This window comes from Alkalitalea saponilacus, assembly GCF_900168165.1.
GTDB classification, from domain to species: Bacteria; Bacteroidota; Bacteroidia; order Bacteroidales; family Marinilabiliaceae; genus Natronoflexus; species Natronoflexus saponilacus.
The window spans coordinates 17851-43739 of record NZ_FUYV01000009.1; the positions used below are offsets into that span (position 1 = coordinate 17851).

The 25889-nt window shown below is 41.0% G+C and carries 24 protein-coding genes; 16 read left to right on the plus strand and 8 right to left on the minus strand.

The features are described 5' to 3' along the window. Positions 1-46 precede the first annotated feature (46 nt). The gene (locus tag B5X70_RS08540; protein WP_079557487.1) at positions 47-403 is read left to right on the plus strand and encodes an RNA recognition motif domain-containing protein; all 357 of its coding nucleotides are present in this window, start codon (positions 47-49) and stop codon (positions 401-403) included. Between the two features lie 72 nt (positions 404-475). On the opposite strand, the gene B5X70_RS08545 is transcribed toward B5X70_RS08540, so the two are convergent. The 8 genes from B5X70_RS08545 to B5X70_RS08580 form a co-directional block, all read right to left on the minus strand. After that, a complete protein-coding gene (locus tag B5X70_RS08545; RefSeq protein ID WP_079557488.1) occupies positions 476-1372 on the minus strand; it encodes a cation diffusion facilitator family transporter in 897 nt (298 codons plus the stop codon). A gap of 11 nt (positions 1373-1383) precedes the next feature. Then, entirely contained in the window at positions 1384-1830 is a 447-nt protein-coding gene (locus B5X70_RS08550) for a copper resistance protein NlpE (protein ID WP_088328510.1), read from the minus strand. 242 nt (positions 1831-2072) lie between these two features. Beyond that, entirely contained in the window at positions 2073-3308 is a 1236-nt protein-coding gene (locus tag B5X70_RS08555) for a DUF4861 domain-containing protein (RefSeq protein WP_088328512.1), read from the minus strand. Positions 3309-3339: 31 nt separating this feature from the next. Continuing rightward, positions 3340-4137 (minus strand): gluconate 5-dehydrogenase, encoded by a 798-nt coding sequence (locus tag B5X70_RS08560; RefSeq protein WP_079557489.1) that lies wholly within the window; start codon positions 4135-4137, stop codon positions 3340-3342. A gap of 10 nt (positions 4138-4147) precedes the next feature. Then, positions 4148-4498, minus strand: a complete 351-nt coding sequence (locus tag B5X70_RS08565) for a cupin domain-containing protein (RefSeq protein ID WP_079557490.1) — start codon at positions 4496-4498, stop codon at positions 4148-4150. A 2-nt stretch (positions 4499-4500) separates the two neighbouring features. After that, positions 4501-5337, minus strand: a complete 837-nt coding sequence (gene kduI, locus B5X70_RS08570; protein ID WP_079557491.1) for a 5-dehydro-4-deoxy-D-glucuronate isomerase — start codon at positions 5335-5337, stop codon at positions 4501-4503. 30 nt (positions 5338-5367) lie between these two features. Next, positions 5368-6693, minus strand: a complete 1326-nt coding sequence (locus B5X70_RS08575; RefSeq protein WP_079557492.1) for a BNR repeat-containing protein — start codon at positions 6691-6693, stop codon at positions 5368-5370. Between the two features lie 64 nt (positions 6694-6757). Then, positions 6758-7765: a LacI family DNA-binding transcriptional regulator gene (locus B5X70_RS08580; protein ID WP_079557493.1), complete on the minus strand. Its 1008-nt coding sequence runs from the start codon at positions 7763-7765 to the stop codon at positions 6758-6760. Between the two features lie 289 nt (positions 7766-8054). Between B5X70_RS08580 and uxaC the strand changes: the two genes are divergently transcribed. From uxaC to B5X70_RS08655, 15 genes are all read left to right on the plus strand, one after another. Continuing rightward, positions 8055-9449: a glucuronate isomerase gene (gene uxaC / locus B5X70_RS08585; protein ID WP_079557494.1), complete on the plus strand. Its 1395-nt coding sequence runs from the start codon at positions 8055-8057 to the stop codon at positions 9447-9449. A gap of 57 nt (positions 9450-9506) precedes the next feature. Next, on the plus strand, positions 9507-10544 hold the full coding sequence (locus B5X70_RS08590) for a sugar kinase (RefSeq protein WP_079557495.1): 1038 nt from the start codon (positions 9507-9509) through the stop codon (positions 10542-10544). Between the two features lie 136 nt (positions 10545-10680). Then, the gene (locus B5X70_RS08595) at positions 10681-11352 is read left to right on the plus strand and encodes a bifunctional 4-hydroxy-2-oxoglutarate aldolase/2-dehydro-3-deoxy-phosphogluconate aldolase (RefSeq protein ID WP_079557496.1); all 672 of its coding nucleotides are present in this window, start codon (positions 10681-10683) and stop codon (positions 11350-11352) included. 6 nt (positions 11353-11358) lie between these two features. Continuing rightward, a complete protein-coding gene (locus B5X70_RS08600; protein ID WP_079557497.1) occupies positions 11359-12207 on the plus strand; it encodes an SDR family oxidoreductase in 849 nt (282 codons plus the stop codon). Between the two features lie 85 nt (positions 12208-12292). Then, complete coding sequence (locus tag B5X70_RS08605; protein ID WP_079557498.1) at positions 12293-13372, plus strand: PfkB family carbohydrate kinase; 1080 nt, start codon at positions 12293-12295, stop codon at positions 13370-13372. Positions 13373-13427: 55 nt separating this feature from the next. Further along, positions 13428-14702 (plus strand): nickel-dependent putative hexonate epimerase, encoded by a 1275-nt coding sequence (locus B5X70_RS08610; protein ID WP_079557499.1) that lies wholly within the window; start codon positions 13428-13430, stop codon positions 14700-14702. A gap of 249 nt (positions 14703-14951) precedes the next feature. Then, entirely contained in the window at positions 14952-16406 is a 1455-nt protein-coding gene (gene gnd, locus B5X70_RS08615) for a decarboxylating NADP(+)-dependent phosphogluconate dehydrogenase (RefSeq protein WP_079557500.1), read from the plus strand. 203 nt (positions 16407-16609) lie between these two features. Then, on the plus strand, positions 16610-17641 hold the full coding sequence (locus B5X70_RS08620; RefSeq protein WP_079557501.1) for a TRAP transporter substrate-binding protein: 1032 nt from the start codon (positions 16610-16612) through the stop codon (positions 17639-17641). A gap of 41 nt (positions 17642-17682) precedes the next feature. After that, positions 17683-18165: a TRAP transporter small permease gene (locus B5X70_RS08625; RefSeq protein ID WP_079557502.1), complete on the plus strand. Its 483-nt coding sequence runs from the start codon at positions 17683-17685 to the stop codon at positions 18163-18165. Between the two features lie 7 nt (positions 18166-18172). Beyond that, complete coding sequence (locus B5X70_RS08630) at positions 18173-19480, plus strand: TRAP transporter large permease (protein WP_079557503.1); 1308 nt, start codon at positions 18173-18175, stop codon at positions 19478-19480. Positions 19481-19732: 252 nt separating this feature from the next. After that, positions 19733-20782, plus strand: coding sequence for a LacI family DNA-binding transcriptional regulator (locus tag B5X70_RS08635; protein WP_079557504.1), 1050 nt, complete (start codon positions 19733-19735; stop codon positions 20780-20782). A gap of 41 nt (positions 20783-20823) precedes the next feature. After that, the gene (locus B5X70_RS08640) at positions 20824-22074 is read left to right on the plus strand and encodes a tagaturonate epimerase family protein (protein WP_079557505.1); all 1251 of its coding nucleotides are present in this window, start codon (positions 20824-20826) and stop codon (positions 22072-22074) included. Between the two features lie 474 nt (positions 22075-22548). Then, positions 22549-23499, plus strand: coding sequence for an SLAC1 anion channel family protein (locus B5X70_RS08645; protein ID WP_157666444.1), 951 nt, complete (start codon positions 22549-22551; stop codon positions 23497-23499). A 109-nt stretch (positions 23500-23608) separates the two neighbouring features. After that, complete coding sequence (locus B5X70_RS08650; RefSeq protein ID WP_079557507.1) at positions 23609-23980, plus strand: hypothetical protein; 372 nt, start codon at positions 23609-23611, stop codon at positions 23978-23980. Positions 23981-24335: 355 nt separating this feature from the next. Further along, entirely contained in the window at positions 24336-25805 is a 1470-nt protein-coding gene (locus tag B5X70_RS08655) for a glycoside hydrolase family 130 protein (protein WP_079557508.1), read from the plus strand. The last annotated feature ends 84 nt before the right edge of the window (positions 25806-25889 follow it).

Consider the following 25889-nt stretch of genomic DNA (forward strand, 5'->3'; position numbering starts at 1 on the left):
AAAACCATATCTTTAGATCACGTATTAATTAATTAAATATCTTATAATGAACATTTTCGTTGGCAGCTTGCCATTCCGTTTGGAGGAGGCTGCATTAAAAGAGCTGTTTGAAGCTTATGGTGAGGTGGCTTCAGCAAGAATCATTACCGACAAGTTTTCAGGCAGAAGCAGAGGGTTTGGCTTTGTAGAAATGCCAGATGATGCAGCTGCACAAAAAGCAATTGACGAATTAAATGGTTCCGAAGTTGAAGGTCGCGCCATCGTTGTGAACAAATCAGAAGAGAGAAAAGATTCTGATAGAAAACGTTCCTTTGGGAATCGTGGAGGACACGGAAACAACCGTAACGACCGTCGTGGAGGTGGTGGATATAACCGGGAATCCGGTGGCAGAAGCAACTACTAACAAGATCTGAAGAAATTTAAAAGCTGTCTCGATGAGACAGCTTTTTTTGCATCTATCAATTTCGGAATATTGTTATTCGCAAATATCGCATTTTTCATTCTCAAACTCTAATGCAATGGTTGGATGATGGATTCCAAAATCTTTAACCTTTGCATTTGCTATACTTCGTATCTGAATCAGTTGCTCAATGGTGGAGTGATGCTCCACCACCAAATGTAGACTCAATACATGATAATTGCCATCCATTGTCCATGTGTGAATGTCATGCACCTCTGTCACACCGTTTATGGCCAACAGTTCCGACTCAAGTTTTGAAGCATCAAAATTATCGGGAACCGATTGTAAAAAGACGCGCAGAATGCTTCTGAGGTTTTTAAATACATTAAACAGAATATAAGCAGCAACCACCAAAGATAAAATCGGATCAATCCAATACCACCCGGTTAATTTAATGATGATACTTCCGATCAATATGGCAAACCAACCAAACACATCTTCCATGAGGTGCAGCATAACTGCACGATTGTTTAATGAAGCATTTCCTCCGCGAAGCCGCAAAACTGCGATTCCATTAAAAACTATACCTAAAACTGCCAACCACATCATGCCCATAGCCAAAACGGGTTGTGGAGCAATAAGCCGGGGAATGGCTTCATAAATTATAATCACACTCCCCACCAATAAAATAAGACTGGTAAGAAGTGCTCCTAAAGTAGAAAAGCGTTTATAACCATAGGTATATTTGCTGTCGCGCTTTTTTGTGGCCACCTTTTCGAGCCATAAGGCGCTGCCTATGGCCACGGTATCGCCCAAATCATGAATGGCGTCGGAAATAATGGCCATTGAATTGGTGTAAACACCCCCAATAAACTCGATGATGGTAAATGAGAAATTTAATACGAAGGCAACCTTTAACCGCTTACGTACTCCGGGATCTTTCTTCTCTTTAGTATGGTGATAGTGCCCCATCTCGATGAATTTTACTCGGCTTGTTTAATCAGTCTATATTTATCGGCCAATGAACCATCTATGCGTTGACCGTCCATATCCAGCTGCAAAAGAAAACCTTCACCGACAAAATAGATAGTTGTGAAATCATTGCCTTCGTCGATTATAATTTTAGACCCTGAAGAGTCCCACTCAAAGGTTCCGTGACTTAAAAAAGGTTCGACATCTTTTCCAAGATAAGTTCTGCTTAAGCCAAAAGTGTGATCAGCATGAATTTCCAGGGTCGTTTCAGTCCCTTCACAACTGGCACAGGGCAAAACACCAAAATATACACCATCCCAGTCTAATGCAATTTGTGAAGTATGCATATCGGGAGCTTCGGCCATTGTTCCCGTTGAATGCTGTTCATCTTTTCCACCGGAATAAAAACATCCGCTAAAAACGAAAGCAGCAACTAAAATAAAACAATAGAATTTCATCTGATTATAATTTGGTTTTTAATTTACTCCCGAAGTCTCGGTACTCGTTTCATCTCCTAGTCCAATTATTTAAGGGTTTTCCTAAATAAACAAACATTAAATGGTCTTTTGAACAAAGATAGTTCTAAAAAGCTATATCATATGCCACATAGTGAAGAAATCAACAACAGAAAAAAACCCTTTGGTTTGCAAATGCAAACCAAAGGGTAATTAACCACTTAAACAATAAACAACGTACTCGTCTATGGCAGTAACCAGGCAGAGTCATCTAGCTTATAAGCTGCTTTATTCAGCATTTCCCGAAAGTAAATTTCACGGGCAAAACCGGTATCCTGATATTCCCATCCAGAGAAAAAGGCATATTCTGCTGCAATGCCGGGCTCAAGCTCAATGGCTGTCAGGAATGTACGAATAACCCCGTCACCACTTTCCGGTGCCGAACGCTGATGCTTAAACTGCTCCGTTGGAATTAAGATTCCAAGGCCAAGGATCTCGCCATCATATCCCTGGTTGCCATGGCTTCCAAAAACAGTAAAACCGGCAGATTCGGATTGGAAAAGTTCCAACTCATGCATGTCTACAATCCCTGTATACAGAATTTCATCACCTTGTAAATTATCTACCCAAACCTTTGCTCTGTAAAAATGGTCGCCGGCATAAATTGAAATTCTGTGAACCAGGTCATATTTCCGGTCACCCACTGGCACCCCTTCAAAAGTAAGATCAATAATAGAACGTACAGGACCTTCTGTAACAAGTCGAAAACCAGCTTTTTCAGCAGGGCCCACGCGATAAACTTCGCCATCAATGCCAATCGCAATGGCTCCGGCTCCCAATGAATTACCTACAATCAGGTTATCCATTCCCCAGTCGTCCATTACGTGATAATTCTGTCCATCTATTCCGGCAATGTCGAGGATCATCTCTGTAGTAGTTTTTCCGAAGATATCTATGCCATTTCGCGCATCGAAATAATTACGGAAACCCACTAAATCGTTTTCCCAGCCGGGCCCTTCCATTTGAAAAATTGCTGAGATTGTTGGACTATCAGTAGATTTCAATCTCAGAGCATCATAAGCAGGCTCATGGGGGGGATCTTTCCTTGCAAAACGTATGTTGGTACGTTTTGTGAATTCGGGCATATCTGTGGGATTTACAGCCTCAAAACGGAATTTTTGAGTTTCGTTCGGCCCAAAATCAGCAAGAAACACCAATTCATCCCAGTTTCCATCACCGTTGATGTCATCAGTTTGTGATGCCATAACATCCCCATTTTGATTGACTACAACCACATCAATGGGTCCAATCATTTCATCTAAAACAAATTGTTGAACAACCGCACGGGGTAAAACAACTGCTTTACCTGGTACAGGTTCATTAAATGGATTAGTGACCTCGAAAGCTGGAACTCCGGGGGCACCACATGACGCCATCAAAACGGCAATCAAAACAACGGAAATCAAATTTCTAAACTTCATAATCAATATATGTTTTAAGGTTCGTTACTGATTAAATATCATTTTCACCCTTCACATATCCAAAATTAGCAAGAATACCACCATCAACATAAAGCACATGACCATTTACAAAATCACTGGCTTTTGACGCTAGAAACAGAGCTGCATTAGCAACATCCTCCGGCTCTCCCCAACGTGCAGCAGGGGTTCTCGTCATTACCAGATCGTTAAATGGATGTCCGCCTTCACGAATTGGCGCTGTTTGAGCAGTAGCAATATAACCCGGGCCAATGCCGTTGATTTGCAGGTTATACTTGGCCCACTCACAAGTCATATTGGCAGTAAGCAATTTCAATCCGCCCTTTGCCGAAGCATAGGCTGACACACTGTTGCGTCCATAAATACTCATCATGGAACACATATTGATGATTTTTCCAGAACGCTTTTCAATCATCTTAGGAGCCACTCGCTTGGCAACGATCAAAGGAGCAACAAGATCCACATCAATCACCTGCTTGAAATCATTCAATGGCATTTCAAGAATAGGAATGCGTTTGATGATTCCGGCATTATTTACAAGTATATCGACATTGCCAAGATCTTTCTCAATTTGAGAAATTCCTTTATCCACATCAGCTTCATTGGTAACATCAAACACCAAAGTGTAAACATCAATCCCATCCTTTGCATATTCTGCTTTGCATTCCTGAAGCTTTTCAGCAGACAAGTCATTTACACATACTTTAGCACCTGCTTTTCCAAGTACCTTTCCAATGGCCATTCCAATTCCGTGAGTACCACCGGTTATCAGAGCAACTTTGCCTGACAAGTCAAATAATTCGTTTATCATTTTTCTCAATTTATTCAGTTATAAAATCTTCCCGTAAAGGCGTAAAACAATCCACTATTCTTACATGCTCTGTCAGCCTCTGAATTGTGTGAGGTACATCAGGTTGCATGGCAAACATATCTCCTTTTTTCAAATGAACAGGTTCATTTTTTCCCGCAAAAAGATACAATTCTCCTTCGGCGACAAAGGATACTTGTTCGTGATAATGACTGTGGAACGGATCAGCTGCTTTTGTTGGCCCATCATAGAAATCGACCACCACAAGCATCAGTTTTTCTGTTTTAATAATGCGTCTTTCAATGCCGGGTGCTATCTCGGTTACTTCAGCATCATCATACCTTTGCCAGTAATCTGTTACCATCACTATCTTAATTCTTGAGGTTTGCGCGTATCCATGTCTCCATAATCAAGATTCTCACCACCCATACCCCATATGAATGTATAATTTGCAGTTCCCGCAGCACTATGAATACTCCAGGATGGAGATATCACGGCTTGTTCATTCTTCATCCAAATGTGGCGTGTTTCAGTTGGTTGTCCCATAAAATGACAAACTACCTGCTCATCAGGCACCTCAAAATAGAAATAAGCTTCCATCCTACGGTTATGAGTATGTGGTGGCATGGTATTCCATACACTACCAGTTTTTAATTCGGTCATACCCATTTGAAGCTGACAGGTTTCCACAACACTGTTAACCAGGAGCTTGTTAATTTGCCGGTGATTTGAAGTTTCCAAACTTCCCAACACAACAACTTCAGCATCGGCAAGAGTCACTTTCTTATTTGGAAATTGCTTATGTGCCGGAGCCGAATTCATATAAAGCTTAGCCGGTTTTGCATCACTTTCGGAAGCAAGAATTACTTCTTTATTCCCGCTACCCAAGTATAAAGCTTCCTTATACCCAAGCTTATATTCTTCTCCATCGGCTTTAATAATTGCAGGGCCACCTACGTTAATAATACCAAGTTCGCGTCTTTGCAGAAAATATTCTGCCTTCAACTCTTCAAAAGGCTCAAGTTTGCTTCCTGCTACAGTTGGCATTGATCCACCAACGATCAAACGATCGTACATGGTATAAACCATTTTAACTTTTCCGGATTTGAACAACTCCTCTACCAAAAAATCCTTTCGGATTCTTTCAGTATCATAATTCTTTGCATCGGCAGGATGTGCCGCATACCTTAATTCCCAATCCATAATTTTCTCCTTTTATAATTTGTAAATCAGTTATCTAAAAAATGTTTTTAATTGAGATGAACTCAATTGAAATACTTTGACCATTTGCGGAGCCATTTCGACGGCTCTTTCTCCTCCCTCTCCCTGCCCAACTTTTTGCACATACAAACTAAGAATCCCTTTATTGCGCCACAATTCTGTATCATAGGATGGCTCCCATTGAGCCACATCGAGTTCATCAATAACCTTACTTTTCCATTGCATTCCTTCTCCTGTTGATGCTGAAGAAATAACCACGCGATCATCTACTTCGGCATCTCTGTATATGAGATAAAAAAAAGTTTCATCTCCTTCCACACTTGACAATAACTGCGGACGGCTGATGGGAATTCTTCGTGTTCCACCGCCAGCAAGAGAAAATGGTGTTTTTCTATTGGTGGCTTGAGATGAATGCCATTCCGTTCCATCATGATAGACAATAAAAAACTGAGTAACCGACTCTCCTTCCGCTGTCCAGTAACTAGCTATGGCAGGATTCCCGTTGGCATCAGTAGTCATGGACGTTTGATTGATTAAGTTACTATTTTGAGGAATCTTCATTGCTATCTCGGAGGTGTCGTAGGTAATAGGAACCGGCAACTTTTTGCCGGTTGATGTTTTCCAGGTTCTGCCTCCATCTGATGATTTGGCATAACATAGATTGTGATTTGTTGAAACATCCCAAGTATCTCTCCACACATAAGATAAATGAATATCACCCTCATTGTCAACAGCCATTTGCCAATATGCATTACGCTTGCCCTCTCCACTTATCAGGTTATTATGAATACGCTCCCATCGTTTCTCATCAAGGTGATATCTGTTAAGCACCATGTTGCCTGCACCGGATGCTCCATATCTGTAGACGAAGTACATCCCACCATCCGGGAGAGCATAAAACTCAGGGTATGTAACCCCCCGGTCTTCCTGAATATTTGTCATTGATAATCTGGGGCCAAGCTCAATTCCCCCTGGTTCTATGGACCTGGCATAATTCAATGGCCCGTCATGATGATCCCAGGAAACATGAAGATATCCATCACCATCAACCATTATGCTAATCACATTATGAGCATCCCAAACATTCCCCTGGTACTGGGTTGTATGGAGGCGCCAGGCATCTTTACCATGTTTTCGCCTTCCAAGTACTACATTACCAATACTATCATAGAATGAAATATACTGAAATTTATCGTTGGATACCAATGAATTCTTTCTAAATATTGCTGCATTAACCGATGTTTTAGACCATCCATAATCAACTTCGGAGATAATGGAGGTTGAATGACAACCGACAATTATTGAAGATAGAGCAATTACTATTAAAAACTGTTTCATAAAATTCAATATCTAATAACTATTAATATTCAACCACTTTTATAATAGGATAGATCCTTAAATATTAAAACTTAATCGAAGACTCTCTTACTAATAATCTAACCGGAATAATTTCCTCGTCCGTAATCAGAGATCCTTTTTCAATTATTTCAATTAATGCCCGTGCAGCTTTATTTCCAACATCATACGCATTTTGCTCAACAGTCGTGAGTTTTGGCGTTAAAAGTTCTGCAAAAGGCTCATTTGCAAATCCTACAACTCCGATATCATCAGGGACTTTCATTCCCAATGACTGAATTGCCTGAATAGCCCCAATAGCAGAGAAATCTCCTGCGCAAAAAATAGCGTCTGTTTCGGTTGTTTCAAGTAATTGTCTTGTTCTTTCAAAACCGGTCTCCTTGGTAATGGCTTCTTCCAAAACGTATTCTTCCAGTAATGGCAAGGAGGCCTCCTCCAAAGCATATCTATAACCTCTGTATCTCTCACTATATACATTTACCGAAAGCGCCCCGGTTAAATGTGCAATCCTTTTGTATCCACTTTTTATTAAATGTTTCACTGCCATATAGGCGCCGGAGAAATTATCATTTATTATTCGTGGCCCGGCAACGGTGGCTGAAGCACGGTCAAACTGTATTAATGGTATATTTTCGTTGGTAATACTTTTAATATGATCAAAATTGTCTGTCTCCATTGAGTGCGACATTATGATACCTGCAACCCTGTTTTTTAAAAGCGCCTGTAAAGCTAATTTCTCGTTATACAATCTTTCATAGCTTTGACATATAAGCAAATTATAACCTGCAGGGTTAAGAATCTGTTCAACGGCGCTGATCACATGCGAAAAAAAATGCCTGTTGACTCTTGGAACCAGCATACCTATTGTATCGCTTCTCCCTCTTCGAAGCGAGGAAGCCATGACATTTGGTTGGTACCCCAATTCCTCAGCTTTCTCCTCAACTTTTTTGCGTGTGGCAACACTCACCCTTACGCTCCCGGATAAGGCTCGAGAAACAGTAGATGGAGTCACTCCCAATGCTTTTGCAATATCAATTATCGTGGCTCGCTTCATAAAAATCTTAATCAACAATACAAAAATACAAACGTTTGCACAAAAAACACAATTTTATCTGGTTCTTTTTATTTATTTTCCATAAATTAGTTTTCTGAAATTTAGATTATACCAATAGCAACTTGCTAAAATCAGGACTCAGACACCGTCCTTAACAACCTTATATACTATATTTTAAACTATGCACCTAAAACAAGAACTGATTATTATAGATTCAAAAAGAGTTAAAATATTTGGAAAAATTAGTTTCGTGTCATACCTTCGTGTTCGTTAACGACAATTATAGATTATGGGAAAATTTATTCATCCGGACTTTGTCCTTGAAAGCAAAACAGCTCAAAAGCTTTATCACGACTATGCTGAGAAGCTGCCAATAGTAGATTTCCATTGCCACCTTTCACCTAAATTAATCGCAGACAATCATAAATTTGAAAGTTTGGGACAGATTTGGCTGGAGGGCGACCATTATAAATGGAGAGCAATGCGCACAAACGGAGTGGACGAAGAGTATTGTACCGGCAATACCTCATTCCGGGATAAATTTCAAAAGTGGGCCGAAACCGTGCCCTCAACCATTGGTAATCCTTTACACCATTGGACACATCTGGAACTGGCAAGGCATTTCGACATCTTCGACTTGCTGGCTCCGGAAAATGCGGGGAAAATTTACGACAAAGCCACCGAAATGCTTCAACAGGATGAGTTCAGAACTCAAAACCTTTTGAAAAAAATGAACGTGGAAGTAGTTGGAACTACCGACGACCCTGCGGATTCGCTGCAATATCATCAGGCTTTGAAGAACTTTAGCATCAAAGTTCGTCCGACCTTCAGACCCGACAATGTCTTAAAAACTGAAGATCCTGAGTTTTTCAATGCATACATCTCAAAACTAGAGAGTGTATCTGGCAAAAAGATTAAAACGCTTAGAGATTTGATCTCAGTTCTTGATGAAAGACATGCCTTTTTCAATGAGGTTGGATGTAAAGCCTCTGATCATGGTCTCGACAGACTATATTATACACCAAATTTCCTTGATGGTGCAGACAAGTCTTTCGAAAAGGTTCGCAATGGGGAGAAGCTATCTGACGCAGAGACAGAAGGATACCGTACCTATGTGATGTACGAATTGTGCAAAATGAACCACAAACGTGGTTGGGTTCAGCAGTTTCATTTGGGAGCCATGCGAAACAACAACACCCGTATGTTTAAAAAACTTGGACCTGATGTTGGCTTCGACTCCATAGGAAACCCACAAGATGCCAACAAAATCTCAAGATTTATGGATCTTCTCGATACTGAAGACAAGTTGGCTAAAACCATTTTGTACAATCTGAACCCATCAGATAATGAGATGTTTGTAACCATGCTTGGTAACTTCCAGGACGGAAAAACCCCCGGAAAAATTCAATATGGTGCCGGATGGTGGTTTCTGGATCAAAAAGTGGGTATGGAGAAACATTTAAGAGACCTATCCGTTCTTGGACTTTTGGCTCGATTCGTGGGAATGGTAACCGATTCAAGAAGCTTCCTCTCCTACCCTCGCCATGAGTATTTCAGACGCATTTTATGTAATCACTTGGGACAGGAAATAGATAAAGGATTGATACCCAACGATCAAAAACTGTTAAAAACGGTGATTGAGGACATTTGCTATCACAACCCAATGAGATATTTTGGCTTTTAAAAGCCAAAATTATAACGAATAACGAACAATCATATTCATATTGTAATAGATAAAAAAATGACACCAAGAGTTGTTTCTTTCGGAGAGATTATGTTAAGGTTATCCACACCCGCATACCAAAGATTTGCACAGGCGACCTCGTTTGAAGCCTGTTATGGTGGTGGCGAGGCCAATGTGGCTGCATCTCTTGCCAATTACGGCATTGAGTCCTCTTTTGTGACAGCACTTCCCAAAAATGATATAGGAAGAGCTTGCCATATGGAATTAAAAAAATATGGCATTGACACCAATGACATTCATTTTGGTGGAGAGCGATTGGGAATCTACTTCCTGGAAACAGGAGCTGTGGCGCGCGCCAGCAAGGTCGTTTACGACCGTGCTTATTCATCTTTCGCACAGATAAAGAAAGGTCAATTCAATTGGGACGAGATTCTCGAAGGTGCCACCTGGTTTCACTGGACAGGAATCACCCCCGCCGTTTCACAAGGAGCAGCCGATGTTTGTCTGGAAGCCATTCAAACAGCAAATAAAAAAGGGATAACGGTTTCATGTGACCTGAACTATCGCAAAAACCTATGGAAGTATGGTAAAAGTGCAAGTGAGGTAATGCCTGAACTTGTTGCCGGTTGTGATGTGGTTTTAGGAAACGAAGAAGACGCAGAAATGGTTCTGGGCATCAAGCCGGAAGGTGTTGATGTAACCGGTGGACATGTGGAAGCTGAAGCCTATCGCAGCGTTTCTCAACAAATTATGAAGGAATATCCCAGAGTGAAAAAGGTCATCACAACCCTTCGTGGTAGTGTTAGTGCTAACCATAACTCATGGTCGGGAGTGCTTTACGATGGGAAAAACCTGTTTACAGCACCAACATACCAAATCACCCACATTGTTGATCGTGTTGGCGGTGGCGACTCTTTTATGGGTGGACTTATTTACGGATTGCTAACCTATAAAAATGATGATGAGAAAGCCCTCTGCTTTGCCACAGCTGCATCATGCCTGAAACACACCATTCATGGTGATTTTAACCAGGTAACAGTTGACGAGGTTGAAAAATTAATGGGGGGTGATGCCTCAGGAAGAGTTTCCCGATAAATAAACAATTTGAAACGGAAAAAGTGCTGGAGTATTTGGGTTTATTAAAAAACTAAGAGTCAGAAAAACCGCATTAACACAATTAATGTTTAAACACTTTCAGCTCTTTTTCCTTTCTTTAATACATTAAAGAACCATGGCTAAATATACACGCATAGAGGTATTTTTAAAAATGAAAGAAACAGGTGTTGTTCCTGTTTTCTATCATTCAGACTTAGAAGTTTGTAAAGGTGTTGTAAAAGCCTGCTACGACGGAGGTATTCGGGTATTTGAATGGGTAAACCGGGGAGATTTCGCAAGCGAACTGTTCAGTGAACTCAACAAATATGCTTTGGCCGAATTACCCGGAATGATTCTGGGAGCCGGAAGTGTGGTGGAAGAAGGTACCGCAGCCATCTATATTCAGGCGGGTGCAAACTTTATAGTATCGCCTCTGTTGAATGAAAACATGGCAAAACTTTGTAATCGCCGAAAAGTAATGTGGGCACCAGGCTGCGGAACCATCTCCGAGATAGGGCGTGCCGAGGAACTTGGTGCCGAAATTGTAAAGATGTTTCCGGCATCAGAAGTTGGCGGTCCCTCTTTTGTTAAGGCCGTTAAAGGGCCTATGCCAAAAACCAATATTATGCCTACAGGCGGGGTAGATACCACTGAAGCCAACCTTAAAGGATGGTTCAGCGCAGGCGTAACCTGCGTAGGAATGGGTTCCAATCTTTTTCCAAAAGATATGATAGAAAAGCGTGATTTCGCTGCTCTCACCCAAAAAGTAAAAGACCTGATGGCAACCATTAATAAAGTAAAAAACTAAAAATTTATGACAGCACCGGTAAAAGATTTAAACCTCAAAGGTAAAGTAGCCGTTGTGACAGGCGGAGGTGGTGTAATTTGCTCTACCATGGCTAAAGCATTGGCCATGCATGGAGTAAAAACAGCCATTCTGGACTTAAACCTGGAAGCTGCACAAAGAGTAGCAGAAGAGATCAAGAGCGAAACGGGAACCGACTCTGCAGGTTTCGCAGCCAATGTACTGGATAAAACCTCTCTTGAACAGGCAAAAAAAGCCATTAACGACCAACTGGGAAAAATTGATTATCTGATTAATGGTGCAGGAGGTAATGCAGCAACTGCCACTTCAAAAGTTGAAAAGATGGAAGAGGGCGATAACCTTGAAGATACTTTCTTCGGTCTTCAACTTGAAGGTTTCGACAAAACCTTCGACCTTAATTTTAAAGGCACACTCCTGCCCTCTCTGGTATTTGCCACAGATATGCTTGAAAAGAAAAATGGTGGAATTGTAAATATTTCATCCATGAATTCATACCGTCCATTAACCAGAATTCCGGCTTATTCGGCATCCAAAGCGGCCATCAACAACTTTACACAGTGGCTGGCAGTACATTTTGCCAAAACCGGCATCAGAGTAAACGCCATCGCGCCTGGATTTCTTTTAACCAATCAAAACCGTTTTCTTCTAGTTGATGAGAAAACCGGAGAGTCAACCCCTCGCGGTAAAAAAATTATCAACGGAACACCAATGGAGCGATACGGAACCCCTGAGGAACTTTCAGGAACTTTGCTTTACCTTTTATCTGACTGGTCAGAATTCATTACCGGAATAGTTGTTCCGGTAGATGGTGGATTTAGTGCATACAGCGGTGTTTAGATGAGATTTTTGATTTCGGATTTTTCAAATCCGAAATCTTTTACCAAGGTTATCAATCAAAATCATCCCTTAAAATCAAATAATCATGAGTCTCGAATTAAAAAAAGATTTCAAATGGGCAATGGTTGTTCCAACCAGCATGGGAGTAAGAATTACTCCTGTAAACGGACAACCCGTTCACAGCAGTGACACGTTCATGATGCAAGCTACCAGTGCCGAAACCAACGTAGCCAGTGTTTCATCCTACCTTGGTTTACCGGTTAAAGTTTTAACCACTTTCGTAAAAGACAGTCCCATCGCTCAATTTATAAAAAGCAATCTGAAAACCCGCCACATGGATTACGAAGGTCCGGACGTTGATCAGGGCGACCCATGGGGTTTCAGACATCAATTCAACATTGCCGACAGCGGATTTGGCTCACGCGGGCCTCGCGTTCACAACGACCGTGCCGGTGAAATTGGGCGTACCTTAAACGTAAAGAATTTCGATCTGGACAGAATTTTCGGGGAAGAGGGCGTACAAATTGTACACCTATCAGGACTTATTGCTGCACTTTCACCGGATACAGGCAACTTCTGTCTTGAACTGGCTCGTGCCGCTAAAAAATATGGAACCAAAATATCCTTCGACCTGAACCACAGAGCTTCGTTCTGGAAAGGCCGCGAAAAGGAACTTCATGAAATATTCTCAGAAATTGCCTCGGTATCTGACATTCTTATTGGAAACGAGGAAGATTTTCAGCTGTGTCTGAACATTGAAGGTCCTGAGGCAGGAGGCAAAGATATCACCGCTAAAATTGACAGTTTCAAGGAGATGATTATGCGTGTGAAAAAAAACTACCCCAATGCCTCGGTATTTGCCACAACCCTTAGGGAAGTACACAGTGCCAACGACCACCTTTGGGGAGGTATTATGCTTGAAGGCAACAACTGGCATGTTGTTGAACCTCGCGAAATAAAAGTACTGGATAGAATTGGTGGTGGCGACGGTTTTGTTGGTGGAATGCTTTACGGCATTTTAAAAGAATGGGAACCTGAAAAATGGATTCAGTTTGGCTGGGCCACAGGTGCATTGGCCACCACATTCCTCACAGATTACGGGCAACCTGCCGATGAAGAGATGGTATGGAGCATCTGGAGTGGTAATGCAAGAGTGAGACGTTAGGTCTCACACTTGATTTCCGGTGATATTCATTCAATGAATTTAAATTCATATAATCATGGTATATTTTCAAAGAGGTTCAGCAACCGACGAACTCTCATCCAACGATTTAAAGTCGGCTCTTTTTACGGCTCTCGAAAAACTGGGAACCCGTAAAAAAGTATTGGCAATACCTCCCGATTTCACGCGTTTCCATTCCAAAGCAGGTGAATTAACAGCTTTTGCCTGGCAATACTATAAGGAAAACCTGACCGACATTTTACCGGCACTGGGCACTCACGTAGCGATGACAGGGGAAGAAATCAACCATATGTTTCCCGGTGTTCCGCATGATTTGTTCAGGGTGCACGACTGGCGCAACGATGTTGTAACCCTTGGAACAGTTCCCGGCGAATACATCAACGAAATTACCGAAGGCCGGATTAATTATGACTGGCCTGCACAAGTAAATAAAATGCTGGTTGAAGGAGGATACGACCTGATTCTTTCTATCGGACAGGTGGTTCCGCATGAAGTAATTGGCATGGCCAATTACAATAAGAACATATTTGTGGGAACAGGTGGTGCTGAAGGCATCAATAAAAGCCATTTTATAGGAGCTGCCTATGGCATGGAACGCATCATGGGCCGGGCAAGCAACCCTGTGCGCAGGGTTCTGAATTATGCATCGGAACACTTTGCCAGTGAAATGCCCATCATTTATGTTCAGACAGTAATAGGTCGAAATGATAAAGGCAAATTGGTTACACGCGGTATTTTTATTGGTGATGATGAAGAGGTGTTTGAAATGGCAGCTGACCTCTCCATTAAAGTCAATTTTGAAATGGTTGAAAAACCATTGAAAAAAGTGGTGGTATATCTGGATCCATCAGAATTCAGAAGCACATGGCTGGGTAATAAAAGTATTTATCGTACCCGTATGGCGTTGGCAGATGGAGCTGAACTGATTGTACTTGCACCGGCTTTAAAGGAGTTTGGAGAAGACTCCACCATTGATAAACTGATTAGAAAATATGGTTACTGCGGCACTCCCAAAACCCTGGAATACGTGGAGAAAAACGACGATATGAAAAACAATCTGGGAGCCGCAGCACACCTGATTCATGGCAGTTCGGAAGGACGTTTTTCGGTTACTTATTGTCCGGGACACCTAACCAAAGAGGAAATTGAATCTGTGTTCTTTAATTACGCGGATCTCAAAGAGATGATGAAACTCTATGACCCGGAAAAACTTAAAGATGGCTTCAATACCATGCCTGATGGAGAAGAAATTTTCTATATTTCAAATCCGGCAGTTGGTTTATGGGCTCATGAAGACAGATTTAAAGACTAAGGTAATATTTAGATAGGAGAATTTAGATGTTTAGATGTTAGACAGATAGATAAGACTTATAAGACAACCTGTCACATCCCGAATATTTCAGAAGCATACATCAATAGAATATCATAAAAGTTAAATTTAAACAATTACTATTTTCAAAATAACAGATCGTAAGATATACAGAGTATTGAATTCGCTACAAAGCGTAACATCTGAGTTCTGAAAATCAGATTTTGATAACCCTTAAAATTAAACAACAACATGAAAGCATTATCAGACATTGGCCTAATTGGACTGGCCGTAATGGGAGAAAACCTGGTTCTCAACATGGAGAGTAAAGGCTTCCAGGTGTCGGTTTACAACCGCTCAACTGAGAAAGTTGATAACTTCATTAACGGACGCGCCAAAGGCAAAAACATAAAAGGAACCCGCACACTTGAAGAGTTGGTGCAATCGCTGGAACGTCCCCGCAAAGTTATGCTGATGATTAAAGCCGGAAGCGCTGTTGACGCAAGCATCGAAAGCTTAATTCCACTTTTGGAGCCCGGTGACATCATCATTGATGGTGGTAACACCCATTTTCCTGATACGGATCGCAGAACTGAATATGTGGAAAGCAAAGGATTGCTATACATCGGAACAGGGGTTTCAGGAGGTGAAGAAGGTGCATTGTTAGGACCCTCCATTATGCCAGGAGGATCCCCAAAAGCATGGCCACTTGTAAAACCAATTTTCCAAAGCATCTCAGCTAAAGTTGAAGATGGAACACCTTGTTGCGATTGGGTTGGAGAGAATGGTGCAGGCCATTTTGTAAAAATGGTACACAACGGAATTGAATACGGTGACATGCAGCTGATCAATGAAGCTTATCACCTGATGAAAGACCTGTTGGGAATGAGTGCCGACGAAATGCACGATGTTTTTAAAGAGTGGAACGAAGGACCACTTGACTCATACTTGATTGAAATTACACGTGACATTTTGGGATACAAAGATGAGGATGGCGAACCATTGGTTGAAAAAATTCTGGATACTGCCGGACAAAAAGGAACAGGAAAATGGACAGCTGTCTCAGCTCTCGACCTGGGCATTCCATTAACATTAATCGGAGAAGCTGTATTCTCCCGTTGTTTATCTGCTATTAAAGATGAGCGTGTAGCCGCTTCTAAAGTTCTATCCGGACCAAAACCGGAGTTCAAAGGAGATAAAAAACAGTTCCTGAATGATCTTCAGGATGCACTTTATGCATCAAAGGTCGTTTCTTACGCTCAGGGTTATGCATTAATGGCAGCGGCAGCAAAAGAATCTGGATGGAATCTGAATTATGGTGGAATTGCATTGATGTGGCGTGGAGGATGTATCATCCGTTCAGTTTTCCTTGGAAAAATTAAGGACGCATATGATGCCAAACCAGATTTGACCAACCTGCTGCTTGATCCATTCTTTAAGGATGTTATAGAAAAAGCGCAGCAAGGATGGCGTCGCGTCATATCTGCAGCCATTGAGAACGGAATTCCTACACCTGCTTTTGCAACCGCACTCAACTATTTTGACGGATACAGAAGCGAAAGGTTACCGGCGAATCTGCTTCAGGCTCAGCGCGACTATTTTGGTGCACATACTTATGAGAGGCTTGACAAGCCACGTGGTGAGTATTTCCACACCAACTGGACAGGGCGTGGTGGAACCACAGCCTCGTCAACATATAATGTATAATCACAAACCTAAAAGCCAGCTTCCCGAAAGGGAAACTGGCTTATCATATACTATACCTTAAAGACCTTTATCCCCAATCACCTTTTGTTTCATAAGGAAAAGACAAGTTTGTAAAGCATCGAAATCGCAACAAGCATTAAAGACATTCATTATAAGGTATGCTTGTTGATTTCGTATAAACGTGAAATACAATCTATAATAAAATGAAGAAATTAAAAGTAACATCGTTGCTTGCCATTGCTCTGTTTATTGCAGGATGTGGCCTCCAAAGTGATGTAAAGATACTTCGGTTGGGACACACTCTCGATACCCAGCACTCTGTGCATATTGCCATGCAATATATGGCCGACAGGGTTGCCGAATTATCTGACGGACAGGTTCAAATTCAAATCTATGCAGGAGGAGTTCTGGGTTCAGAAAGAGAAAGTCTGGAACTAATTCAACTTGGAAGCATGGATCTTACGAAGGTTTCAGCTGCTGCGATGGAAGGATTTGTAGAAGAGTACAAAGTATTAGGGCTTCCCTATATTTTTCGGGATAAGGAGCATGCTTTCACAGTTCTTGATGGTCCAATAGGAGATGCCATGCTGGCTAAAGGAACTGAATTTTGGCTTCGTGGTTTATGCTTTTACGACGCAGGCGCTAGAAGCTTTTATACAAAAGATCGGATTGAAACACCGGATGATTTAAGAGGCTTAAAAATCAGAGTCATGCAAAGTATCACTGCCGTAGAAATGATTCGTGCCATGGGAGGCGCCCCAACACCTGTTTCATGGGGTGAACTATACACCGCACTGCAGGGAGGAGTCGTTGATGGAGCAGAAAACAATCCTCCAAGTTTTTTCTTGTCAAGACATTACGAAGTTTGTAAGTACTATCTGCTTAACGAACACACCATGATTCCGGATGTGATGATTGTAAGTACACATGCCTGGAACAGGCTGACTGAAGAAGAGCGAGAATGGCTTCAACAAGCAGCCGATGAATCAGTAGTTGTGCAGCGTAAGGAATGGGAGCGTTCAGAAAATGAAGCACTCGCAGCAGTTAAAGCTGCAGGAGTTGAGGTTATAATTCCAAATAAAGAACCATTTATGGCAGCCACCGAAAGCGTTTTTGAACTCTACAGGAACAACCCCGCCATATATGACCTGATTCAGCAAATCAGGGCCATCCAACCCGAGGATTACCATGTGGCTGATCTTGATGAATTAACCAGCGAATACAAAGAAAACTAACGAAACAGAATTCCACAAACGTTTCAAAATCAGATATAGCTATGAATCTTAGAGCGAAAATAGACAAAATGCTTGAATTGTTTCTGGTAGTCGTCATGAGCACCCTGGTGGTGAACGTGGTTTGGCAGGTTGCCAGTCGATACATTTTTTCCAGCCCCAGCTCCTTCACCGACGAATTGGCAGGATTTCTGCTGATCTGGGTTGGATTGGCCGGTGCTGCCTACGTAAAAGGACGCAACGAACACCTCGCCATTGACATTCTCCACACCAAGATGGGGCCAAAGACGCACAAACGTACAATGATTTTCATAAACTTTCTAATCATACTCTTTTGCATCAGCGTCATGGTGATTGGAGGTACATGGCTTATGTACGTTCAATTTGTAAATGGGCAGATTTCAGCTGCACTTCAACTTCCCATGGGATATGTATACATGATTGTTCCATTTAGCGGATTACTGATGACTTACTACGCCAGTGACGACATCAGACACTTAATCAAAGAATTAAAATCTTTAAAATAAAACCACCATGGAATTGGATATTTTAGGAATAGTTGTACTTATTGCTTCATTTCTGTTTTTTCTGGTCATTGGCGTGCCGGTGGCATATAGTATCGGTTTATCGGCCATCATCACCATGTTGGTGAATATGGACGTTTTACCGGCCATATCAACGCTTGCGCAGCGAATGGCAACCAGTCTCGATAGCTTTTCTCTTCTGGCTATCCCATTTTTCATATTAGCCGGTCAGCTCATGAACTCCGGGGGTATAGCCATACGTCTAATTGATTTTGCCAAAGTGGTTGTTGGAAGGTTACCTGGAGGTCTTGCCATGGTAAACGTAACTGCCAATATGCTGTTTGGAGCCATTTCTGGTTCAGCTGCTGCATCGGCTTCAGCCATCGGCTCAATTATGGGGCCACAGATGAAAAAAGAAGGGTATGAGGAGAATTTCTCTGCAGCCATCAACATTACATCAGCCACCACCGGATTGGTTATCCCACCGAGTAACATCCTCATTGTTTACTCTTTGGCTAGTGGTGGAGTCTCAATCGCAGCTCTGTTTTTGGCCGGTTACATCCCCGGGATTCTCACAGGATTGCTGTTAATGGCTGTTGGTGGTGTTTATGCCTACAGAAAAAAATACCCTGTTGGCGTTAAAGTTCCTTTCAAATTAGGCATCAAAAAGTTCCTCGATGCCATTCCCAGTTTAATGATGCTGGTGATTGTTATTGGTGGTATTGTTGCTGGTTTTTTTACGGCGACAGAAGCCTCGGCCATTGCTGTTGTCTACTGTCTGTTTTTGGCCTTCTTTTATAAAGAGATTCGTGTGGAAAATCTTCCCCGTATCATCATCAATACAGTAAGAACCACAGGCATCGTAATGTTGTTGATTGCCACCTCCATCGGGTTATCATGGGTTATGTCGTACGAGAACATACCACAAACCGTTAGTGACGGTTTGCTGAGCATTTCTTCAAACCCGCTGGTTATTCTTTTGATGATCAACTTCATCTTGCTGTTTGTTGGAATCTTTATGGATATGACGCCTGCAGTATTAATCTTTACTCCTATTTTCCTGCCCATTGTTACCGGACCGGAAATGGGAATTGACCCAATTCATTTTGGTATCATCATGATCACGAACCTGTGCGTTGGATTATGTACTCCACCGGTAGGTTCTGTTCTATTTATCGGATGTAGTGTTGCCAACCTTAAAATTCAGGATGTTATCAAACCCATGATTCCATTCTTTATCGCCATGATGGTAGCACTGTTATTGATCACATTTATCCCATCCATCAGTCTTGTTGTTCCGAGGATGTTTGGATTCTGATGATTTATGTTTTCTTAATAAATTAAGAAAAATACGATTAAAAGGTAGTTTAACCACAAAAAGCACTATGACGTTTTAGAATTATCTTTCAAACGGTATAAAAAGCTAGTTAAAGTTTTATGCTCATTGTGGTTAAACTACAACTTTATCATACATCTCATCTTAAAGCAAAAATGAAACGCGCATGGGAAAAATTCATCAAAAACGTCTCATGCAAGTCTCATCCGACCGTAATAAACTAATTAAATACGGATGAAACAGGTAAGAATAAAAGATATTGCACAAAAGGCCGGTGTTTCGATAGGCACGGTTGACAGGGTACTGCACAACCGCGGTGAGGTAGCACCCGATACACGTGAACGGGTTTTAACCATTGCGCGGGAAATGCATTACCAGCCAAACATCGTAGCACAGGCATTAACCACCAAAAAACAATACCATCTGGCAGCTTTGTTGCCACGTGGTGGCAACGAAAACGTATTCTGGATGGCGCATCCGCAAGGAATTGAAAAAGCCGTAAAAGACCTGCGTCCATTTTACGTGGATGTGCGCTTTTTCTTTTTTGAGCTGCACAATGAGGCTGACTTTTTAGCCAAAACAAAGGAAATACATGAGTATAATCCGGAAGGAGTCATTTTTGCTCCAATTCTGAAAAAAGAATCCATTCAGTTTTGCAGCGAACTGGATAGCAGAAACACGCCCTACATATTTATCGACACCTACATTGAAAACGCCAATTGCATTTCCTTTATAGGCGAAGATGCCTATCAGGGAGGAAGAGTTGCCGCCAGCCTGATTGATTATGGTCTGGAGCCGTCAAAAGACATCCTTATTGTAAACATTGCCAAGGATTTGGAAAACACCCAGCATCTGAACCGACGCAACCAGGGGTTTATGAGTTATTTTCTGGATACAGGAAGAAACCTTGGAATGAAGATCACAGTGGAGATTCCATCCTCGGATAAAGAAACGGTTAAATCCAGAATGGATTATATCCTAAAATCCAATCCCAATATTGGTGCAATATTGGTTTCGAGTGCCAAAACCCATGTCATTGCCAGATATCTGGAAGATCAAAAACTAAACAACCTTATTCTGGTGGGATATGAACTTACCAGAAAAAACATCGACTATTTAAAACGAGGTTTAATCAGATTCTTAATTGGACAGAAACCAACCGAACAGACTGAAAAGGCTGTAAAGCGAATGTTTGAGTACCTTACAACCAATCAAACAGTTGGGATAAGAGAGTTTCAACCCGTTGAAATTGTCAACGTTGAAAACGTTGACCTGTTTCAATAGAAAAAAATCACAAGCAGTTAATATCCTTAAAATCAATAAAAATGAAAAAACTATCAAAATATTCAATCGGCATGGGCGATCGTTTTGCCCATCAGGCAAAAGCACAGTTAAGTGCTGTGATTGAAGCCGAAAAGAAGGGATTCAGCATCACTCCGGTATGGAATAAATCCAATCGTGAGCACACAACCATTGGAAGTCAACCTGCTGATACACGCAATGCAGTTGACGTGGATTTAAAGGAGATGGGTTGGAATAAGCCTTACTTTATTGACGCCGATCACATCAATCTTGACAATGTTGAAAAATTCATGGACAGCTCCGACTTTTTCACCATTGATGTTGCTTCTTACATTGGAAAACAGGGAGATTGCGCGGAGAAAGACGCCTTCCTGAAAAAAATGGAGAGCTATGTTGGATCATTCTCTATACCGGGAATCGCGAAACAAATTACGGTCAGCCGGGAGCAACTGGAAAACATCACCTCGCAATATCTTTACGCTGCTTGCATGGCTGGCGAAACTTATAAGAAAATTGTCGCTGCCAAAGGAGAAGGAAATTTCATTACGGAAGTTTCCATGGACGAAGTTCCCAATCCACAGACCCCGGTGGAACTCTTTTTCATTTTAGCTATGCTGGCGCATTACAACGTACCGGCGCAAACCATTGCTCCAAAGTTCACCGGCAGATTTAACAAAGGGGTTGATTACGTTGGCGACACCAAAGCTTTTGCCGAAGAGTTTGAGGCCAACTTAATGGTAATAGATTTTGCAATAGCAAAATTTGGCTTACCGGCTGAGCTTAAACTCAGTGTACACTCAGGGTCGGATAAATTCTCAATTTACGACCCAATCAGAGATCTGACACAAAAGCACAACAAAGGTTTTCACCTCAAAACTGCCGGAACCACCTGGCTTGAAGAGGTGATTGGCCTCGCACTGGCCGGAGGTGAAGCTCTTGACTTTGTAAAAAAACTTTACGCCAAAGCCCTGGATAATGTGGAAAAGCTGTGTGCACCCTATGCCGATGTTATCGACATCGACAAAAATCAACTTCCATCGGCTGATACTGTAAACAAATGGAGTAACGAAGATTTTGCCAATGCCCTTCGACATATTCCTGATCATCCGCTGTATAATGCAAATATGCGTCAGTTGGTTCATGTAGGATATAAATTGGCCGCCGATGAAATAGATAAATATAACGAGCTGTTGAAACAAAATGCCGAGATTGTAGGAAAATGCGTGTATGAGAACATTTATGAGAGGCATTTAAAGCGTTTGCTGAATCTTTAAAATCAGGCGCGAACCATAGCTTCTTCAGATTAAAGTTGTCTGATTAGAAGATTAAACCACAATGAGCACAAAGGCAACACAAGGTGCACAAAGATTTATAATGTTTCAATATATCTTTGTGGGCATTGTGAAAACCCTGTGAACTTTGTGGTTTTTTTCTTACAATAGATTATTTACCGCATAAAAGCTCGCTTACATATTATACAATTAACGGATAATAAGAAACTTGCTTGATTCTAATAAGCTTATCCCGATACATTGAGCCTAACAATCTATGGTTCTTATGTACCTTTTTTATAACCACGCCTCCATCTGAAACGATGGAAAATCAAAATTCTCTGTTTTAGAAAACCCTATAAACTCTCTGTTTGAGACAATGTATTTTGTACTCCCTGACAATTTTCAATAATCCTTTATGATGTTATATGTTTTATTTTATATATTTGCATGTATATATTTTTAAATACTTGTGAAATGAAAGATAAAATCAAATATTTTCCCATCACAGCTTATACAGTGATTATGGGTTTAAGCGGTTTAACCCTTATTTTCTCAAAATACGGACAACTTGGATGGCTGCCCGACACATTTTACAATGTGGCTTTATGGGCGGTTTCATCACTTTTTGTGGCCATAAGCATCATGTATCTGTTAAAACGAGTGATGTTTCCGGAAGAGGTAATGGCCGAATACCGACATCCCATCAGAATCAACTTCTTTCCAACAATTTCCATATCACTTTTACTACTGTCCATAGCGTTTGAAGGTTACAACAAAACCGTTTCAGCGTGGCTTTGGTGGCCGGGCGTCGCACTACAAACCTGGTTTGCACTTAACGCCATAAGCTACTGGATTCAGCATAATTATCAGATTCAGCATTTTAATCCGGCCTGGTTTATACCAGCAGTAGGAAATGTTCTGGTTCCTGTTAGCGGGATAGAACACGCACCTATGATCATCAGCTATTTCTATTTCTCATCGGGTATGTTTTTCTGGATTGTACTGTTTGTGATTTTCCTCTACAGAGTAGTATTTCATGGGCAGCTGGCAGAGAAATTCATTCCCACCTTTTTTATTCTAATAGCGCCACCGGCAGTTGGATTTATCTCATACATGAAGTTTTTCCCATCATGGGACGGATTTTCAATGTTTATGCTGATGATGGCTCTCTTTTTTGTATTGCTATTGGCCAAAATGGGAAAAAGTTTCACAAAACTCAGATTTTTCATGTCGTGGTGGGCGTTTACATTCCCCATGACAGCCATAACTGTAGCTACAGCTTTGGCCTGGGAAATGACCGGAATTCATGAGTTCAAGTATATTTCGTGGGCGTTGGGAGCAATGGCAGCCGTCATTATCAGCATCGTAGCATATAAAACCATTGCGCACATGCGAAAAGGGGAAATTTGTGTTATGGAAGAATAGATATAAAAAGTATTCAAGTTGATTGTTTGCATCAGTTTTTTTTCATATTTTGGAAACAGTACCAAACCCAATTATTTCTGATAGTTTCTAAACCTAAAAGAACCGGAGTATGAAAAAAGGAGAGATTAAGTTAATAGACCTGGATTTTGAATACAAAATCTGGAAAAACAGGTTGAGCAGCTATATTAAGGAGGTTGAAATCATAAAAAACAGAAACAAAGAAGTAGCGGATTGCTGTCCGGGAAAAGAATTGAACACTGTTGAGATTATGGTTTTGGAACAGCATGAAACCGATTTAACGCAATTGCTCAACCGTATCAAGGTTCAGGAGCAATCCATGCAATTTTACAACAAGGATTTTCCCATAACCGCCGATCATGAACACGTTGCGGATCACAGCAAAATCCGGGAAAAAATGTCATATTTATGTTCTATTCACACTGAAAAAGTGAATGATTTAATTGATGCGCTGGGAATTTGATGATACGGCAAATTGAGTACAGGGTTTTAGCATCATTTTTTCAAGGAATATCACAGGTCAATGTCAATACAATCAATTTTCGATACATTGGAATTCCTCAGAATTACATAACTAATATGCTTTCCGATATCATTTAATTGGACACTTTATCCACAAACAAGCCATACTTAGTCCAATTGTAACATAATAGGGCTAAGTATGGCATGTTCGGCTGCACTCTCTCCAATAACCTCCTACACTTAATTTTACGTTCTGATTGCTGTCAGAATGCACATTTCAAATTTCTCTTTTGAAATTCAATCAGTTAATAAGAAATAATCCAAAAAATGCAACTACCTTTATAAAAAACAAGAATATGCAAGTTTCTGTAAATAGGAAAAATATAACGTTTGTACCGGATGCTGGCAGAGTGATTGCCCGATTCTTATTTACAGGAGAGGAAAGGGCTGTAAATACAATACGGTTTGTACTAAACATGTCCGAAGAAGAAGCTTCATTTTCGCTAAAGCAAACCTTAAGAGACTTTTCTATGCGTCATCGAAATATTTCGAGGATTTTTGAAAAGCACTTTAACAATGTGGCGCACTTACTGTCTCGATTGGATATAAATATTGATGAAGTGGATTACCAGAAGAAAATTTTGATAGGTTCATATTTTACGATGGAATATTCCATAGAGGCTGCTGCATTTTTTAACCCATCAATGGTTGAACACCCTGATCAGACTGAGATTGGGCCGGGTTCCAAAAGAGTCATTATAAGTTTTAGAGCAACCGGTGAGGGGCATATCTCGTCCATCGTATTCAGAACTGGTGTTTTGGATAAAAACAACGATCTTACAATTGAGCCTATTGGGAATCTTCTTGAAGAAGCAGAGCATATTTGGAGGCATACATACAACAAGAAACTATTTGCCGATAAATTAGAGGAAATGCAGGAGCTTCACAGCATAATTCCTTACGAATTAGTGTTGGATAAATTGAACGAAAACTTCACCTATGGAGAACTTCGTAAATGCATTGAAGAATCAAGAAAAGCGATTCATCTGGCTTCCGACAAGGAATACCTTTTTAACCAAATTAAGTGGCTGGCATCTTCACATTATGAATTGCAGTTTTCATTGGACACAAATATTTCTGAAAGGGTCATTTTTCCAGTTTCCGTAAACGAAAAGAATGGTATTGAAGATGCTAGGTTTGTAAAATTCACAGATGAGAACAATAATACTAAGTTCTACGCCACTTACACGGCCTATGATGGCATTACTATTATGCCAAAATTGCTTGAAACAAATGATTTCTATCATTTTAAAATCTCGCCGTTACATGGCGAAATTGCCAGTAACAAAGGAATGGCATTATTCCCTCGTAAAATTAACGGGAAATATGCCATGCTCTGCCGGATTGATGGGTTTAATAATTACATTGCTTTTTCGGATAACATAACTGTATGGCGGGAAGCCAAAATTTTGCAGCAACCTAAACACTCATGGGAACTAATACAAATTGGCAATTGCGGATCGCCCATAGAAACGGAAGAAGGATGGCTTATTATAATGCATGGGGTTGGCCCCATGCGGGAGTATGTTCTGGGTGCTGCCCTGTTTGATCTGGAAAATCCTGAAATTGAAATCGGCAGATCAAAAACCCCATTACTGATTCCTAATGTTGAGGAAAGAGAGGGGTATGTTCCCAATGTGGTCTATTCATGCGGATCGATGGTGCATAATAATGACCTGATAATACCGTATGCCATGTCCGACTATTCTTCAACCTATGCTTCGGTTCCGTTAAAGGAGCTACTGGATGAGCTAAAGAGTATTTAGGATTCACCTGATTAAGTTTTAAATCTACAATACATTTGAATCAATTTTAATTCTGATGGCAAATTATATTTGTGTTTTTCCTTA